This window comes from Roseomonas aeriglobus, assembly GCA_016937575.1.
Classification (GTDB): Bacteria; Pseudomonadota; Alphaproteobacteria; order Sphingomonadales; family Sphingomonadaceae; genus Sphingomonas; species Sphingomonas aerigloba.
This window is the reverse complement of the sequence record JAFHKN010000002.1, coordinates 872,450-888,490: the sequence shown is the minus strand read 5'-3', so window position 1 is coordinate 888,490 and position 16,041 is coordinate 872,450. Positions and strand designations below refer to the sequence as shown.

Annotated in this window: 15 protein-coding genes; 9 read left to right on the top strand and 6 right to left on the bottom strand. The window is 66.6% G+C overall.

Translation table 11 applies throughout. From position 1 onward, the window contains the following. Positions 1 to 819: an amidohydrolase family protein gene (locus tag JW805_04755; GenBank protein ID MBN2971324.1), complete on the top strand. Its 819-nt coding sequence runs from the start codon at positions 1 to 3 to the stop codon at positions 817 to 819. A 209-nt stretch (positions 820 to 1,028) separates the two neighbouring features. Further along, complete coding sequence (locus JW805_04750; GenBank protein MBN2971323.1) at positions 1,029 to 2,429, top strand: DEAD/DEAH box helicase; 1,401 nt, start codon at positions 1,029 to 1,031, stop codon at positions 2,427 to 2,429. A 70-nt stretch (positions 2,430 to 2,499) separates the two neighbouring features. Here JW805_04750 and JW805_04745 read toward each other — a convergent pair whose 3' ends face one another. The 4 genes from JW805_04745 to JW805_04730 form a co-directional block, all read right to left on the bottom strand. Beyond that, a complete protein-coding gene (locus JW805_04745; protein MBN2971322.1) occupies positions 2,500 to 4,326 on the bottom strand; it encodes a DUF885 family protein in 1,827 nt (608 codons plus the stop codon). Between the two features lie 60 nt (positions 4,327 to 4,386). Continuing rightward, positions 4,387 to 5,295: a hypothetical protein gene (locus JW805_04740; protein MBN2971321.1), complete on the bottom strand. Its 909-nt coding sequence runs from the start codon at positions 5,293 to 5,295 to the stop codon at positions 4,387 to 4,389. Positions 5,296 to 5,387: 92 nt separating this feature from the next. Next, positions 5,388 to 5,783 (bottom strand): DUF1398 family protein, encoded by a 396-nt coding sequence (locus tag JW805_04735; protein ID MBN2971320.1) that lies wholly within the window; start codon positions 5,781 to 5,783, stop codon positions 5,388 to 5,390. 11 nt (positions 5,784 to 5,794) lie between these two features. Further along, positions 5,795 to 6,250: a MarR family transcriptional regulator gene (locus JW805_04730; GenBank protein ID MBN2971319.1), complete on the bottom strand. Its 456-nt coding sequence runs from the start codon at positions 6,248 to 6,250 to the stop codon at positions 5,795 to 5,797. 173 nt (positions 6,251 to 6,423) lie between these two features. Here JW805_04730 and JW805_04725 point away from each other — a divergent pair, with 173 nt between their 5' ends. The 6 genes from JW805_04725 to JW805_04700 all read left to right on the top strand — a co-directional run bounded on the left by JW805_04725 (position 6,424) and on the right by JW805_04700 (position 11,712). After that, positions 6,424 to 6,978, top strand: a complete 555-nt coding sequence (locus JW805_04725; protein ID MBN2971318.1) for a F0F1 ATP synthase subunit delta — start codon at positions 6,424 to 6,426, stop codon at positions 6,976 to 6,978. Between the two features lie 9 nt (positions 6,979 to 6,987). Beyond that, a complete protein-coding gene (locus JW805_04720; protein MBN2971317.1) occupies positions 6,988 to 8,517 on the top strand; it encodes a F0F1 ATP synthase subunit alpha in 1,530 nt (509 codons plus the stop codon). Positions 8,518 to 8,616: 99 nt separating this feature from the next. Continuing rightward, entirely contained in the window at positions 8,617 to 9,492 is an 876-nt protein-coding gene (locus JW805_04715; GenBank protein MBN2971316.1) for a F0F1 ATP synthase subunit gamma, read from the top strand. Then, positions 9,489 to 9,770 (top strand): hypothetical protein, encoded by a 282-nt coding sequence (locus tag JW805_04710; protein MBN2971315.1) that lies wholly within the window; start codon positions 9,489 to 9,491, stop codon positions 9,768 to 9,770. The genes JW805_04715 and JW805_04710 overlap by 4 nt, the downstream gene beginning before the upstream one ends. A 24-nt stretch (positions 9,771 to 9,794) precedes the next feature. Continuing rightward, on the top strand, positions 9,795 to 11,267 hold the full coding sequence (gene atpD / locus JW805_04705) for a F0F1 ATP synthase subunit beta (protein ID MBN2971314.1): 1,473 nt from the start codon (positions 9,795 to 9,797) through the stop codon (positions 11,265 to 11,267). A gap of 190 nt (positions 11,268 to 11,457) precedes the next feature. Then, positions 11,458 to 11,712 (top strand): ATP synthase F1 subunit epsilon, encoded by a 255-nt coding sequence (locus JW805_04700; GenBank protein MBN2971313.1) that lies wholly within the window; start codon positions 11,458 to 11,460, stop codon positions 11,710 to 11,712. An 18-nt stretch (positions 11,713 to 11,730) separates the two neighbouring features. Here JW805_04700 and JW805_04695 read toward each other — a convergent pair whose 3' ends face one another. Further along, entirely contained in the window at positions 11,731 to 12,177 is a 447-nt protein-coding gene (locus JW805_04695) for a hypothetical protein (protein MBN2971312.1), read from the bottom strand. A 465-nt stretch (positions 12,178 to 12,642) separates the two neighbouring features. Here JW805_04695 and JW805_04690 point away from each other — a divergent pair, with 465 nt between their 5' ends. After that, positions 12,643 to 13,968 (top strand): CpaF family protein, encoded by a 1,326-nt coding sequence (locus JW805_04690; GenBank protein ID MBN2971311.1) that lies wholly within the window; start codon positions 12,643 to 12,645, stop codon positions 13,966 to 13,968. 45 nt (positions 13,969 to 14,013) lie between these two features. Here the strand turns inward: JW805_04690 and JW805_04685 are convergent, their stop codons facing one another. After that, entirely contained in the window at positions 14,014 to 16,020 is a 2,007-nt protein-coding gene (locus JW805_04685; GenBank protein ID MBN2971310.1) for a beta-lactamase family protein, read from the bottom strand. Between the last annotated feature and the right edge of the window lie 21 nt (positions 16,021 to 16,041).

Sequence of the window (16,041 nt, the reverse complement as noted above, 5' to 3'; positions counted from 1 at the left end):
GTGCGCATCCTCGACGCGCATTTCCACCTCTGGCGGATCGACGGCCCGGGCCGGAGCTGGCCTGGGCCCGACCTGCCCCGCCTCCACCGCGATTTCACCGCCGACGATCTCCGCCTCGAGACAGCGGGGCTCGACGTCGCCGGCGGCATATTGGTCCAGTCGCAGGCCGACGACCGCGATACCGACTGGCTGCTGGCGATCGACGACCCGCTGGTCCGCGGTGTCGTCGGTTGGACGGACCTCGCTGCGCCCGGCGCGCCGCAGCGGATTGCGTCGCTCGCCGCGCAGCCGGCGCTGAAGGGCCTGCGCCCGATGCTGCAGAGCATAGCGGACACCGACTGGATCATGGCCCCCGCGCTCGAACCCGCTATCGAGGCGATGATCGTCCACGGCCTGCGCTTCGACGCGCTGATCCAGCCGCGCCACCTGGGCGTGCTCCATGCCTTCGCGACGCGGTGGCCTGACCTTCCGATCGTCATCGATCACGCCGCCAAGCCTCACGCCGCGACCGGCACGCTCGATCCATGGCGCGACGGGATCGCTGCGCTCGCGACGCTGCCCAACGTCTGGTGCAAGCTGTCGGGCCTGCGCACCGAACAGGCGCCGGAACAACCCGCTGCCGCCCTCGCCCCTTACGTGTCGCACCTCGTCACCAGCTTCGGCGACCGGCTGATGTGGGGCAGCGACTGGCCGGTGCTGGTCGATACCGGCGATGCCTATCGCGACTGGGTGCGGGCCACGATCGATCTCGTCGGGCCCGTCGACCTCGACCGCCTGTTTTCCGGTGCAGCGTCGGCGTTTTACGGTGTCCCTGTCTGAACCTTGACTTTCCGCACTGCACAATATAGCTAGCCGATCAGCGAGGCCCTCCAATGGCTGCGTGATCGGACGGCATCTGCCTCCCCGGCCCGGACTTCGCTTCACCCAAGCTTCCCCTGTCACGCGGGTCGCCTTTTTGAAGGCCCGTCGCACACGCGTCCCCGTTTCGGGTGGACCGCGCGCCGACTCCAATTCCGAGTCCAGACCACATGAAATTCACCGAACTCGGGCTGTCGAAGCCCGTCACCGACGCCCTTGCCGCCAAGGGCTATGAAACCCCCACCCCGATCCAGGCGCAGGCGATCCCCGCGCTGTTGCAGGGCCGCGACCTGCTCGGCATCGCGCAGACCGGCACTGGCAAGACCGCGGCGTTCACGCTGCCGTCGATCGACCACCTGGTCGCCAGCGGCAAGCGCGCCCTGCCGCGCCAGTGCCGCATGCTGGTGCTTGCGCCGACCCGCGAACTCGCCGCGCAGATCGCGGACAATGCCCGCGGCTATTCGAAGTTCGCGAAATTGAGCGTCGTCACCGTCTTCGGCGGCACGTCGGTGCACAAGAACAAGATCGACCTGTCGAAGGGCTGCGACATCCTGGTCGCGACGCCGGGCCGCCTGCTCGACCTGATCGACGAAGGCCATCTGAGCCTGTCGGCGGTCGAGATCTTCGTGCTCGACGAAGCCGACCAGATGATGGACCTGGGCTTCATCCATGCACTGAAGCGGGTCGTGAAGATCCTGCCGCGTCAGCGTCAGTCGCTGTTCTTCTCGGCCACCATGCCGGCTGCGATCCGCGACCTGTCGAACCAGTTCATCAAGGACCCGGTCGAGGTGAAGGTCACCCCGGTCTCGACCACCGCCGAGCGCGTCGAGCAGCAGGTGATCTTCGTCAACCAGTCCGAGAAGCAGGCGCTGCTGACGATGGCACTGCGCAGCCTCAAGATCGACCGCGCGCTGATCTTCACCCGCACCAAGCACGGCGCCGACCGCGTCGTGAAGCTGCTGGCCGCCAATGACATCGCGTCGAACGCGATCCACGGCAACAAGTCGCAACCGCAGCGCGAGCGCGCGCTGGGTCTGTTCCGTTCGGGCGAAGTGCCGATCCTGGTCGCCACCGACATCGCCGCGCGCGGCATCGACGTGTCGGGCGTCAGCCACGTCTTCAACTTCGAGCTGCCGAACGTACCGGAACAGTATGTCCACCGCATCGGCCGCACCGCGCGTGCGGGCGCCGACGGCATCGCCATCAGCTTCTGCGCCGATGACGAACGGCCGTACCTGCGCGACATCGAGAAGTTGACGCGCCAGAAGGTGCCCGTCCGCTCACTGCCGGACAATTTCCTGGCCGAAGCCGAAGCGATCGTGAAGTCGCGGAAGCCCGTGCCGATGAGCCGCGACGAACAGAATGGTCGCAACGGCCGCGCCCAGCAGGGCGGCGGTCGCGGCGGACGCTCGCAGGGCGTTGCATCGAGCGACGGCGAACCGCGTCGTTTCTTCCCGGGCAAGAAGAAGTTCGCCGCGAAGCCCGCCGGCGGCGGTCGTCCCGGCGGCAATCGCGGTGGTGGCCAGCGTAGCGCTGCCGGCGGCGGCAGCGGCGGTGGCCGCGGGCGGTAACGCCACCTTCCGTTCGTGCTGAGCCTGTCGGGGTACTGTCCTTCGACAGGCTCAGGGCGGACGTTTAGTGTCAGGCCGGGAACGCCCCCCGCACCCGCCGCTCGAGCACCGCGAGCGGCACGCGGCCGGTATCGAGCACCAGATCGTGGAACCGCTTGATGTCGTAGCCGCGGCGACCTTCCACGTCGCGGCGCAGGCGCGAGATCGCGACCTGGCCGACCATGTATGCGCATGCCTGTCCCGGATAGACGATGTAGCGGTCGACCTCCGTCCGCGACGCGCTTTCCGACTGCGACGAATTCTCGACCATGTAACGAATAGCCTGTTCGCGACTCCACCCCATCGCGTGAAGGCCGGTGTCGATCACCAACCGCGACGCGCGGAAGGCGTAGGACGCCAGATACCCGATCTTGCCCAGCGGATCGTCGTCGTACATGCCGAGTTCGTCGGCGACCTGTTCGGCGTAGAGCCCCCAGCCTTCCGAATAAGCGGTCGCCTGTCCGACCTGGCGATAGATCGGCAGGGCGCCGTTCTGCAGGCTCAGCGCCCCTTCGAACAGATGCCCCGGCGCGCCTTCGTGATACGCCAGCGTCGGCAACGTGTAGCGCGGCCATTCGGCGGTATCGCGCAGGTTGATGAAGAAGATTCCCGGCCGCGACCCGTCGGCAAGGCCCCGCTGCGCCGAACCGCCAGGCGCCCCGATCTCGATCTCGGGCGGCACGCGGCGAATCTCGTACGGCAGTGTCGGCATCCGGCTGAACATGCGCGGCAGCCGCGGCTTGATCGCGTCGAGTCGACCGTTGAGATAGGCGAGCAACTCCTGCCGCCCCGCATCGGTATTGGCGAAGCGCTGCCCCGGCGATGCGGCAAGCGCGTTCAATCGCGCGACCAACGTGCCCTTCGTATAGCCTTGCGCCTTGAGCAGCGCGTCGATCTGCGCGGTCAGGTCCGCCACGCGCTCGCGACCGAGCGTATGGATATCCGCCGCCGACATGCCCGTGGTCGTGTGATAGCGCAGCGTCGCGGCATAATAGGCCTCGCCCTGCGGTAGCCGCGCCACGCCCGCGGCCTGCTCCGACCGCGGCAGCAGTTCGGACAGCGCCGCCATCTGCCGCGCCAATGCCGCCCGGATCGGCCCTGCGAACAGCGCCTGTGCCCGCTCGCCATAGCCGGTCAGGCCGATCGCCGCGCTACGCCGCGCGATCGACGCGACCATCGTCGTCGTCGCCGGATCCCCATCGTGCAGCCGCTTCAACTGCGCGAGCGCCTGGTCGAGTATGAAGCGCGGCGCCACCACGCCCATTGCGGCATTGGCCCGGACGATGGCGGTGTCATCGTCGAACAGTCGCGGCACTTCCGCCAACCGCGCCAGATAAGCGTCGGCGTCGGCGCGGGTCTTCACCGGATGCTGCTGATCGAGGAAGCTGGCGACCCCGGTGTAGAAGCCGCCGAGCTGGGTCACGCCATAGGGTCCTGGCCGGTGCCCGAAGCCGCCACTATGATAGGCGAAGCGGCCGACGCGCTGATCCGCCTCCAGGGAAAAGATCGCACTATCATACGACACTTGTGCGACGTCGCCGAGGCCGGCGCGACCGAACGCCCGCAGTGCGGCGAGGTCGCGATCGGTCTGCGCCCGGCTCGCCGCGCGCCCCCGCACCGACCAGTCCGGAAATCGTGACCGCAGTTCCGCCCGCACGCCGGTATCGAGCCCAAGGTTCGTCGCCATCGTCGGATCGCGCGACAGTCCGGCACGGAATTGGCGCATCAACAGCGCGTCGAGCTGCGCATCGCGAGAGGTTCTCGCCCGGACGACCTGGGCGGCAGCCGCAGGTGCGGCGGCGATACCGGCGGCCATGCCCAGACCTGCGAGAACGCCACGGCGGTCGATGTCGGTCATGCTAGCTCCCCCATAGAAACGCCCGATGCTAGGCCGGTCGACCTCGCAAGGGAAAGCCCTTTACGCGCCCCGCCGCCGCGCCAGTTCCCGCGCCGCGATTAGCCCGCGGACGCGGCGTGCGTCATCTTCCGCTTCATTATGCGGGCCGAGCAGTTGCGACGCCCGATCGTACCGGGCCAGCGCGCCCTCCAGATCGCCCGCCGCCTCCGCACAGACGCCCAAGTCGAACACCGTCGCGATATGATTCGGCGCCTCACCCTCCAGTCCCGACCAGCCCTCGCACGCAAGCGGCAGGTCGTGTTGAGACTGACGCACGAGCCCCTTGAACTGCGCGGTCTGGATGCGGGAAAGCCCCTTCGTTTTCTCGCGAAACCGGACCGAATAGGTCCGCACGGTCGGCGCGAAGATGCGACGCAACTCGCTCGCGATGTCGCGGGACAGCTGCTCGACGACGGTCGCCACGCTTTCGGGCGAGACATCGCCCTCGCACCACTCGGTCTGCGTCGTCCGCTCGGGCGCGCCGGCCCACAGAATCCGCCGGTCCCGATCGTCGATCACCCGCGCCTCCACCGTCATCCGGACGAAGCGGCGGACGCAGTTGATGCGGATCTTCTCCTTGCGCACGCATTTCTTGCGCTCGTCGCGCTCGACGCACTTTTCGTTCGTGCGAACGAAGTCCTCGGACCAGACGTCGGTCGACACACCGCCGGTCACGACCCCCTCGGCCTCGTTCGGATCGCTGCGCACGACGAAGTGGACGAGACCGTCGATTCCCGGCTTGGCCAGCGCCCGCTCGAGAGCCATCGACACGTCGCCGCCGCCGCGCCCGGCAAAGCCGCCGACTGCGATCGATCGCAGCATCGCGACATCGGGGCTACCCGCCGGGAAGGTGCCGACCAGATCGACCTCTTCGGCCTGCGCCGCCGGTGCCAAAATCATCATCGCTGCTAGTGCCGCCCATCCCCGCATCGTCCGCCTCCCACACGGCACGGTCCATTACCCTGCCGCAACGACCTGATCCCATTCGTCAGATTAATCGGGGCTGCACGGTCCGGGTGACCTCAATCCGGGAACAGCTCGACATGCGTTTCGGCGGTCCGCCCATAATAGACGACCCGGCGTCCGGGGATGGACACGAGATAGCCGACGCACCCCGCCGTAGCGATCGCCGCACAAAAGCCGTGGTAATTGATCGCCCCCGCCTGCGCGTCTCGCACGGCTGCCGCCACGCCAGCGGCGTCGAAGGGCATGGCCGGAGGGACAATCAGCGGGTCGCAGGTCAGCGTCTGCGAACGACCATCGGGCAGAAACCAAATCTTCTCGGCCCGCACCAGATCGGCGTGATACCGCTCGAGACCGCTTGCGATCATCGCAGCGATGACTTCCGGGAAGGCCATCGTGCCGGCATCCGAGCCCGCCGTGCAGCGCTCGGCTGCCGCCAATGCCTCTACGTCCATTCTCACCTCCGTCACTCCACGGGAATCGCGCCGATTCGCGCGCGGTCGACCAGTGCACGCAGCAGCCGATCGAGCGTGGTGCGCTCTGCGGCGGTCAGGTGCCCGAACGTCTCCGCATCATTGGCATCGGCGATCGCCGCCAGCTTCGGGACGAGCACCGCGCCCGCCCCGGTCAGCGCGATCGTCTGATACCGCCGGTCGGCGCCGCCCGCCCCGGCGCGCACGACCAAGCGCTTGGCGCGCAACCGGTCGACCAGCTTGGTGATCGCGCCGCGGGTAAAGCCAAGCCGCTCGGCAAGCGCGCTGGGCGGCACCGCGCCCGCGTCATGCAGCATCCGCAGCAGCACCCATTCGGCCGGCGTCACGCCCTGTTCCGCCAGTCGCGCGGCAAAGCGATGCGATACATGATTGGAGACCTGCCGCAGCCAGAAGCCGAGATGGGAATCGAGGGTACTGATCTGGGTCACCCCCGCTTAATCGCGCAAAAGCGGTTTCCTAGTCAACCAAATGCCGGTTCCCGGTTGCACCAAAGGCATGCCGGTGCTAGGCGCGCCGCGACCCGACACATGGGGCCGCGTTTGCCGGCCCTCTCTCGTGCAGGGGCAATCACATTCTGTCCGACGTAAGGAACGACGCGCGCGTGGAAAGCACCGGCGGTATTCAGGCAAGCCTCAGCGGGCGCTACGCGACTGCGCTGTTCGAGCTCGCCGAAAGCGGCAAGCAGATCGATGCGGTCGAGGCGAGCCTCGGCACCGTCAAGCAGGCGCTGGCCGAGTCAGCCGACTTTGCCGCGCTGACGACGAACCCGATCATCGCCCGCGGGGCAGCCGGCAAGGCGATCGCCGCCGTCGCCGCGACGCTCGGCCTCGACCCCACGACGACCAAGTTCCTGGGCGTGCTGGCGGAGAACCGCCGTCTGCGCGAACTGCCGGCGATCATCCGCGCCTATCGCGCGCTCGCCGCGCGTCATCGCGGTGAGACGACGGCGGAGGTCACCTCGGCCCACCCGCTGACCGATGGCCAGGTCGCCGACCTGAAGCAGGCCCTGCGCACCCGCGTCGGCCGCGACGTTTCCGTCGACCTGAGCGTCGACCCCTCGCTCCTGGGCGGACTGGTCGTGAAGATCGGCAGCCAGATGATCGACAGCTCGATCAAGACCCGTTTGAACACCCTCGCGCACGCGATGAAAGGCTAAGGCACGACAATGGATATCCGCGCCGCAGAAATCTCGAAGGTCATCAAGGACCAGATCGCCAATTTCGGCACCGAAGCCACGGTCAGCGAGACCGGCCAGGTGCTGAGCGTCGGTGACGGCATCGCCCGCATCCATGGCCTCGACAACGTCCAGGCGGGCGAGATGGTCGAATTCGCCAACGGCGTGCAGGGCATGGCGCTCAACCTGGAAGCCGACAATGTCGGCGTCGTGATCTTCGGCTCGGACGCCGAAATCCGCGAAGGCGACACCGTCAAGCGCACCGGCACGATCGTCGACGTGCCGGTCGGCAAGGGCCTGCTCGGCCGCGTGGTCGATGGTCTCGGCAACCCGATCGACGGCAAGGGCCCGATCGTCGCCGAAAAGCGCAGCCGCGTCGAAGTGAAGGCGCCGGGCATCATCCCGCGTCAGGGCGTGTCGGAGCCGATGCAGTCGGGCCTGAAGGCGATCGACGCGCTGGTCCCCGTCGGCCGCGGCCAGCGCGAGCTGATCATCGGCGACCGCCAGACCGGCAAGTCGGCCGTCGCGATCGACACCTTCATCAACCAGAAGAGCGTCAACCAGGGCTCGGACGAATCGAAGAAGCTGTACTGCGTCTACGTCGCGGTCGGCCAGAAGCGCTCGACCGTCGCACAGCTGGTGCGCATGCTCGAAGAAAACGGCGCGATGGAATATTCGATCGTCGTCGCCGCGACCGCGTCGGAACCGGCGCCGATGCAGTTCCTGGCGCCCTACACCGGCACCGCGATGGGCGAGTATTTCCGTGACAACGGTATGCACGCGCTGATCGTGTTCGACGATCTGTCGAAGCAGGCCGTCGCCTATCGCCAGATGTCGCTGCTTCTGCGCCGCCCGCCGGGCCGTGAAGCCTATCCGGGCGACGTGTTCTACCTTCACAGCCGCCTGCTCGAGCGTGCGGCGAAGATGTCGGACGCCAACGGCGGTGGTTCGCTGACCGCGCTGCCGATCATCGAGACGCAGGCAGGCGACGTGTCGGCCTATATTCCGACGAACGTGATCTCGATCACCGACGGCCAGATCTTCCTCGAAACCGACCTGTTCAACGCCGGTATCCGCCCCGCGATCAACGTCGGCCTGTCGGTCAGCCGCGTCGGCTCGGCCGCGCAGACCAAGGCGATGAAGAAGGTGTCGGGCTCGATCAAGCTGGAGCTGGCGCAGTACCGCGAAATGGCGGCGTTCGCGCAGTTCGGCTCGGACCTCGACGCGTCGACCCAGAAGCTGCTGAATCGCGGTGCGCGTCTGACCGAGCTGCTGAAGCAGGCCCAGTTCTCGCCGCTGCCCTTCGAAGAGCAGACGGTGTCGATCTTCGCGGGTACGCAGGGCTATCTCGACAGCGTGCCGGTGCAGGACGTGGTGCGCTACGAAGCCGCCATGCTCGCCGACATGCGCGCGAACCACGCCGACGTACTGACCAAGATCCGCGAAACCAAGGACTTGGGTGACGAGGCAAAGGCCGGCCTGAAGGCTGCGCTCGACGCGTTCGCGAAGACGTTTGCGTAAAGCCTCCGGTGCTCCCGCGAAAGCGGGAGCCTAGAGCCGCACGCGGTTCGCTTGGTTACCCTGGGCTCCCGCCGTCGCGGGAGCACATGAAAGAGAACGATGGCTAGTCTCAAGGCCCTCAAGATCCGGATCAACTCGGTCAAGTCGACCCAGAAGATCACCAAGGCGATGAAGATGGTCGCCGCCGCGAAGCTGCGCCGTGCGCAGGAAGCGGCGGAGGCCGGTCGTCCCTATGCGCAGACGCTGGAACGCGTCGTCGCGAGCCTCGCGTCGAAGAACGAAGGCGCGTCGCCGCTGATCGCGGGCACCGGCAAGGACCAGGTCCACCTGTTCGTGGTCGCGACCAGCGACCGCGGCCTGGCGGGCGCGTTCAACACCAACATCGCCCGCCTGGCGCGGCGTGAAGCCGACAAGCTGATCGCGCAGGGCAAGACGGTGAAGTTCTACACCATCGGTCGCAAGGGCCGCGCGGTGCTGAACCGCCTGTATCGCGGGTCGATGGTCCACGGCATCGAGCCCGGCGATCTCGGCAAGCTGACCTTTGCGGATGCGAAGGGCTATGCCGACGACCTGATCCGCCGGTTCGAAGCCGGCGAGTTCGATGTCGCGCACCTGTTCTACGCAACCTTCAAGTCGGTGCTGACGCAGGAGCCGACCGAGCAGCAGATCCTGCCGGTGAAGATCGAGGCATCGGCACCGGTCGCGGCCGACACCGGCATGGCCGTGGTCGAATACGAGCCCGACGAGGAATCGATCCTCGCCGACCTGTTGCCACGCAACGTCGCCATCCAGATCTTCCGCGCGCTGCGCGAAAATGCGGCGTCGGAACAGGGCAGCAAGATGACCGCGATGGACAACGCGACCCGCAACGCGGGCGACCTCATCAAGCGACTCACCACCGAATACAACCGCACCCGCCAGGCCGCGATCACGACCGAGCTGGTGGAAATCATCTCCGGCGCAGAAGCTTTGTGAACGACGGTCTGACCTTCGACCAATTTGTCTCGATAACGCGCGACATGGCCGCGAACGAAGGCGACTTTCTGCCGACGTTCGTTGATCCGCAGCGCCGAGACATTGTGGCACTCGATGGTCATTTCGACGATTCGGAAATCGAGGCCAGCACCAGGACGTGGGCAGAGCAAAAGGGCGCAACTCGCTACTTCATTGCCTTCGCTTGGCGAGGTGTGATCAAGGCTGAAGAATATCGTGATGGCGCCATTGCCGCCACGCAGATGATCGAACTGAATTAAGAGACTTTGGGCAAGGAAACAGACATGGCCACCGCCGCAATCGACAGCCCGACGCAGGGCACCACCAACAACGTCGGCCGCATCTCGCAGGTCATCGGCGCCGTCGTCGACGTGCAGTTCGACGCTAACCTCCCCGCCATTCTCTCGGCGCTGGAGACGGACAACAACGGCACCCGCCTGGTCCTCGAAGTCGCGCAGCACCTGGGCGAGAACACCGTCCGCACGATCGCGATGGACTCGACGGACGGCCTGACCCGCGGTCAGACCGTGACCGACACCGGCTCGCAGATCCGCGTGCCGGTCGGCCCGAAGACGCTGGGGCGCATCCTGAACGTCGTCGGAGAGCCGATCGACGAGCGCGGCCCGGTCGGTGCGGAACAGACCGCCCCGATCCACGCCCAGGCTCCGGCCTTCGTCGACCAGTCGACCGAAACCAGCATCCTGGTCACCGGCATCAAGGTCATCGACCTGCTCGCCCCCTATTCGAAGGGTGGCAAGATCGGCCTGTTCGGCGGCGCCGGCGTCGGCAAGACGGTTCTCATCCAGGAACTGATCAACAACATCGCCAAGGGTCACGGCGGCACGTCGGTGTTCGCGGGCGTGGGCGAGCGGACCCGTGAGGGCAACGACCTCTACCACGAATTCCTCGACGCGGGCGTCATCGCCAAGGACGCCGACGGCAATGCGGTCAGCGAAGGCTCGAAGGTCGCGCTGGTCTATGGTCAGATGAACGAGCCGCCGGGCGCGCGTGCCCGCGTCGCGTTGTCGGGCCTGACGATCGCCGAGTATTTCCGCGACGTCGAGGGCCAGGACGTGCTGTTCTTCGTCGACAACATCTTCCGCTTCACCCAGGCGGGTTCGGAAGTGTCGGCACTGCTCGGCCGTATTCCGTCGGCGGTGGGCTATCAGCCGACCCTGTCGACCGACATGGGCGCGCTGCAGGAGCGCATCACCTCGACCAACAAGGGTTCGATCACCTCGGTGCAGGCGATCTACGTTCCCGCGGACGATCTTACCGACCCGGCACCGGCGACCTCGTTCGCTCACCTGGACGCGACGACCGTTCTCAACCGCGCGATCTCGGAACTCGGCATCTATCCGGCGGTCGACCCGCTCGATTCGACCAGCCGCGCGCTGAGCCCGGCCGTCGTCGGCCAGGAGCATTACGACACGGCGCGTGCGGTTCAGTCGATCCTGCAGAAGTACAAGTCGCTGCAGGACATCATCGCCATCCTGGGCATGGATGAACTGTCGGAAGAGGATAAGCTGACCGTTGCCCGCGCGCGCAAGATCCAGCGCTTCCTCAGCCAGCCGTTCCACGTCGCCGAAGTCTTCACCGGCATCAGCGGCAAGTTCGTGTCGATCGAAGACACGGTGAAGTCGTTCAAGGCCGTTGTCGACGGCGAATACGATCACCTGCCGGAAGCCGCCTTCTACATGGTCGGTGGCATCGACGAAGCCGTCGCCAAGGGCAAGAAGCTGGCCGAAGAGGCGTAAGCAAAAACCCCCTCCCCTTCAGGGGAGTTCAGGGCCGGTCATGCCCCCGGCATGACCTGAAAATCACGGGGTGATTTTCACCCTGAACTGGTTGGGAGAGGGGCCGATCCGCGAGCGATGCTCTCGGTGAGACCCCTTCCCCTCTCCCCAGCCCTCTCTCCAAAAGGGGAGAGGGAGCAAGGTTTAGAACATGCTCCACTTCGAACTCGTCACGCCTGAAAAGCTCGTCCGCGCAGAGGACGTGTACATGGTCGTCGTTCCGGGCACCGAAGGTGACTTCGGCGTGCTCGAAGGCCACGCGCCCTTCATGTCGACCATCCGCGATGGCGAACTGGCGATCTACAAGACCCAGAACGGCACGCCCGAGACGATCCGCATCGAAGGCGGTTTCGCAGAAGTGAACGGCGTCGGTCTGGTCGTGTTGGCGGAAAGCGTAACCGCCTGACCTCGCGCGGCGGGTCGCTCAGCGATCCGCCGACCGCACGAACCGCCATCGCATCGGCTTGCTGCCGTCGATGAGCGAGATCTCGGCGTTCAACGCCGCCCCCTCCCGCCAATAGCGAATACGCTGCGGATAATCGTGCGCGGCATTGGCGAAGACGATCTCCGTCGCCGTCGACGACACCATTGGGAACGCCGACCGCGGCGCGCCGCGCGGCGAGGCCCAGAACACCGGCCGGCCCCGCGCGTCCGGCAGGATTTGCATCGACTCCCACATCGTCAGCGTGTCGCCCGACCCGGCGCGATTTGTGCCGAACAACGACCTCGCGCGGGGGGTGGTCCAGCATTCCTCGGTCCACTCGGCTGTCGTGCCCGATTGCCAGCATCCCGCAAGCCAGTTGGGGAGAGGCGTGGGCTGGGCTGCGGCCTGGGCCAACAGTGCGACGAACAAGGGTGTCAGTGTGGGCATCGCTTTCGCCTCCCCCGGTTTGCGTTCAAAAGGATGACATGGGCTCGCGTTTGAGAAAAGTGGCCCGTCGCGGCAAAGCCGCGCCGTCGGACAGGCGTGCAGCCCCGCCGGCCAGGTCGGTGCCAAGTGCGCGCAACGCAGCCGCCGCGCGCGCCGGCCATGGTTAGGCAATTGTAAAACCTTCGGCTCTACTTCTCTCACCCGAGGCAACATGCACCCCGCGTGCGTGCGAGGAATTCGATGAGCGCTTTTGGTCGACGCAACGGTATGACGGGGGGGCCGGGGGTACGTCCGGCGTTCGGCGTGGCGAAGCCCATGCAGAGCAGCGGACCGCCGCGCCCGGTGGAGCCGGAAGGGGGCGAGCAATTCCCGCCGATCGCCAGCGCGCCGTTGGCCGGTCTCGCACCCGAATCCGATCTCGCGACCTTTGCGGCAGCGCCCGCCAGTGCCGCCGGGGGCGACCAGATGTCGCGCCTGGCCGAACGCGTGGCCGCCAGCGGCGATGCGGCGAACAATCGCGGCGAAGGATTCGAGAACTCGATCCACCGCATCAAGGAACAGGTCCTTCCCCGCCTGCTCGAACGCGTCGACCCCGAAGCGGCCGCGACGCTCAGCAAGGACGAGCTGGCCGAGGAATTCCGCCCGATCATCGGCGAAGTGCTCGCCGAACTGAAGCTGACGCTCAACCGCCGCGAACAGTTCGCGCTGGAAAAGGTGCTGGTCGACGAGCTGCTCGGCCTCGGCCCGCTCGAGGAGCTGATCGCCGACCCCGCGGTCAGCGACATCATGGTCAACGGCCCCGAACAGACCTTCGTCGAACGCAAGGGCAAACTGGAGCTGGCGAACATCCAGTTCCGCGACGAGGAGCATCTGTTCCAGATCGCGCAGCGCATCTGCAACTCCGTCGGCCGCCGCGTCGACCAGACGACCCCGCTGGCCGACGCCCGCCTGAAGGACGGCAGCCGCGTCAACGTCATCGTCCCGCCGCTCAGCCTCAAGGGCACGGCGATCTCGATCCGTAAGTTCTCCGACAAGCCGATCACGCTCGACATGATGGCCGGGTTCGGCAGCATGTCGCAGAAGATGGCGACCGCGCTGAAGATCGCCGGCGCCTGCCGGTTCAACATCGTCATCTCGGGCGGCACCGGCTCGGGCAAGACGACGATGCTCAATGCGCTCTCGAAGATGATCGATCCGGGCGAGCGCGTGCTGACGATCGAGGACGCGGCCGAACTCCGCCTGCAGCAGCCGCACTGGCTGCCGCTCGAAACCCGCCCGCCGAACCTGGAGGGTCAGGGCGAGATCACCATCCGCGACCTCGTCAAGAACGCGCTGCGTATGCGCCCGGATCGCATCATCCTGGGCGAAATTCGTGGGTCGGAGTGTTTCGACCTGCTCGCCGCGATGAACACCGGTCACGACGGGTCGATGTGTACGCTCCACTCCAACTCCCCGCGCGAGTGTCTCGGGCGTATGGAGAACATGGTCATGATGGGCGACATCAAGATCCCGAAGGAGGCCATCAGCCGCCAGATCGCCGATTCGGTCGATATGATCGTCCAGGTGAAGCGCCTGCGCGACGGCAGCCGCCGCGTGACCAACATCACCGAAGTCATCGGCATGGAAGGCCCGGTGATCGTCACCCAGGAGCTGTTCAAGTTCGAATATCTCGACGAGAGCGCCGACGGGAAGATCATCGGCGAATATCGCTCGATGGGCCTGCGCCCCTACACGCTCGACAAGGCCAAGCAGTTCGGCTTCGACCAGGCCTATCTGGAGGCGTGCCTCTAAGGGGCTGGCGCCTGCCGCGGCCGGATCGCGGCAGGCTGCACGGCCTCAGCCTTCGACGAACACGAACTCGTGCTGGCTGTCGCGAACGGTCAGGGTCCGCTTCCCATCCTTGATGCCCACGACCATTGGGAAGAACAGGTTGTTCGGGTCGAGCCCGATGAAGCTGATCGTGCCGTCGGCATTGCGCTTCGTTCCCATCGGCGTACCGATTGATCGGAAGTCGAAGCGCACCGTATCGCCGCGCCGGGTGACGGTGAGCGGCCCGAGCTCGGGATTGCTGTAGCGCGGCGCGAGCGCCGCCGCCGCGACCGCATCCGGCGTCACCGACACCAGCTTGCGTTCCGCCGCGATCTCCGCATCCCAGCGTTTCGCGATCGACGCGACATCGCTCGCCGCCTCGGGCTTGCCGTCGTACAGCAGCTCCAGCACGCGGCGCATGAACGGCCGCAGCATCGCCTGACCGCTGTCCGAGTTGGTCAGGATGACCGCGCCGATCTTCGCATCGGGGAACACGAAGAAATCGGTCTTGTAGCCTGCCAGGCTGCCGCCGTGATGAACGACGTCGACGCCATAGTCGCGGTCGACCTGCATCCCCATCCCGTACACGCGGTCCTCGCCCACCGGCACATTGGCGACCCGGCGCTGCAGCAGATTCTCTTCCGAGACATATTGCTTGCCGTCGTCGAGCCGTCCGCGATTCAGCTCGAATCGGGCGTAGCGCGCCATGTCATTGGCAGTCGACCACGCGCCGCCCGCCGCGCCGTAGCGCGTGAACGCGTAATTGAGCTTCATCCCCTCTGCCAGGACCGGCACCGGCGTGTTGGTGATGTCGGCGGCATGCGGTCGCGCCCAATTGCCTTGCGTCGCCTTGGCGAAGTCCAGCGTCGTGCGCGTCATGCCGAGGGGAGCCCACACCTTTTCGCGCATCGCCCGGTCGAGCGCCTCGTCTAGCGGCAGCGCCGGGTACACCAGATGCGCGCCGACATAGCCCGCCGCGGAGGCCATCAGATTATTATATTGAAACACCTCGCCGAAGCCGCTGGTCGGCTCCGTCGCCGCCAGCTGCACGAACGTGTCCTTGCCCGCGGTCTTCGGGTCGGAATTGAGAACGACCTGCAGGTCCTTGCGCGGCAGGCCGGTGCAGGCGCAGACCAGATGCTTCATCCGCACCTTGGACGTCGTTGCAGCACTGCCCAGCCGGAAGCTCGGATAGACCTGGGTCACCGGCTGCTCCCAGCCGAGCTTGCCTTCGTCGACCAGCTTCGCCAGCAGCAGCGTCGCCATGCCCTTGGTATTGCTCGCCACCGCAAATTCGGTATCGGCATCGACGGGCGTCGGATCGCCGAGCAATCGCACGCCCAACCCGGTCGCGTAGATCGTCTTTTCGGATGTCGTGATGGCGATCGCCGCACCGGGCACGCCCAAATCCTTCATCGCTGTTTCGACGAATGACCGCAGCTGCGCGATGCGGGCGGCGTCCATCGGATGCGCGGTCTTCCCGGCAAAGCTCTCCCGGGAATAGCCGGCCGGACGCAGGCTCTGCGACACCAGCCCGACGGCCGCCAGCCGCTTCTCGGCCGTCGCTTCCGCCCCATCGATCAGGCCGACGGTCCAGGTCGTGCCCTTGCGCAGCGCGATGGCGTACAGCGCGCGCTTCTCGTTGGGCGACACCTCGTAATCGATGGCCTGACGTTCGTCCCACCCGTTGCGCGCCGGGCGCGAGGTAATGAGTTTGGGCGGACGCGTCTGTGTCGGGGCCCACAGCTTCCAAGCGGCCGCGACCGCGGCGGCCGCGTCGGCGGCGGTGGGAACATCGACGATGGCGATCCGGTAATCACCCTCGGGCGCGATCAGTTCGATGAGTGACGGCTTCGTCGCCGACGTCCAGCCGCCGGGGCCGGTGAAGGTTGCGCCGGATGGCGTCTGCATAGGCGTGTCGGGCGCGGGCCGGCTTGTTGCGGCCGGCGGCGCGGCCGAAGTTTGCGCGGTTGCAGATGTGACGGCGGCGGTGCCCGCGAGCAGACAGGCTGCGGCAATGCTGAGCTTCATCATGTGGCGTTCCCCCTGAACTTC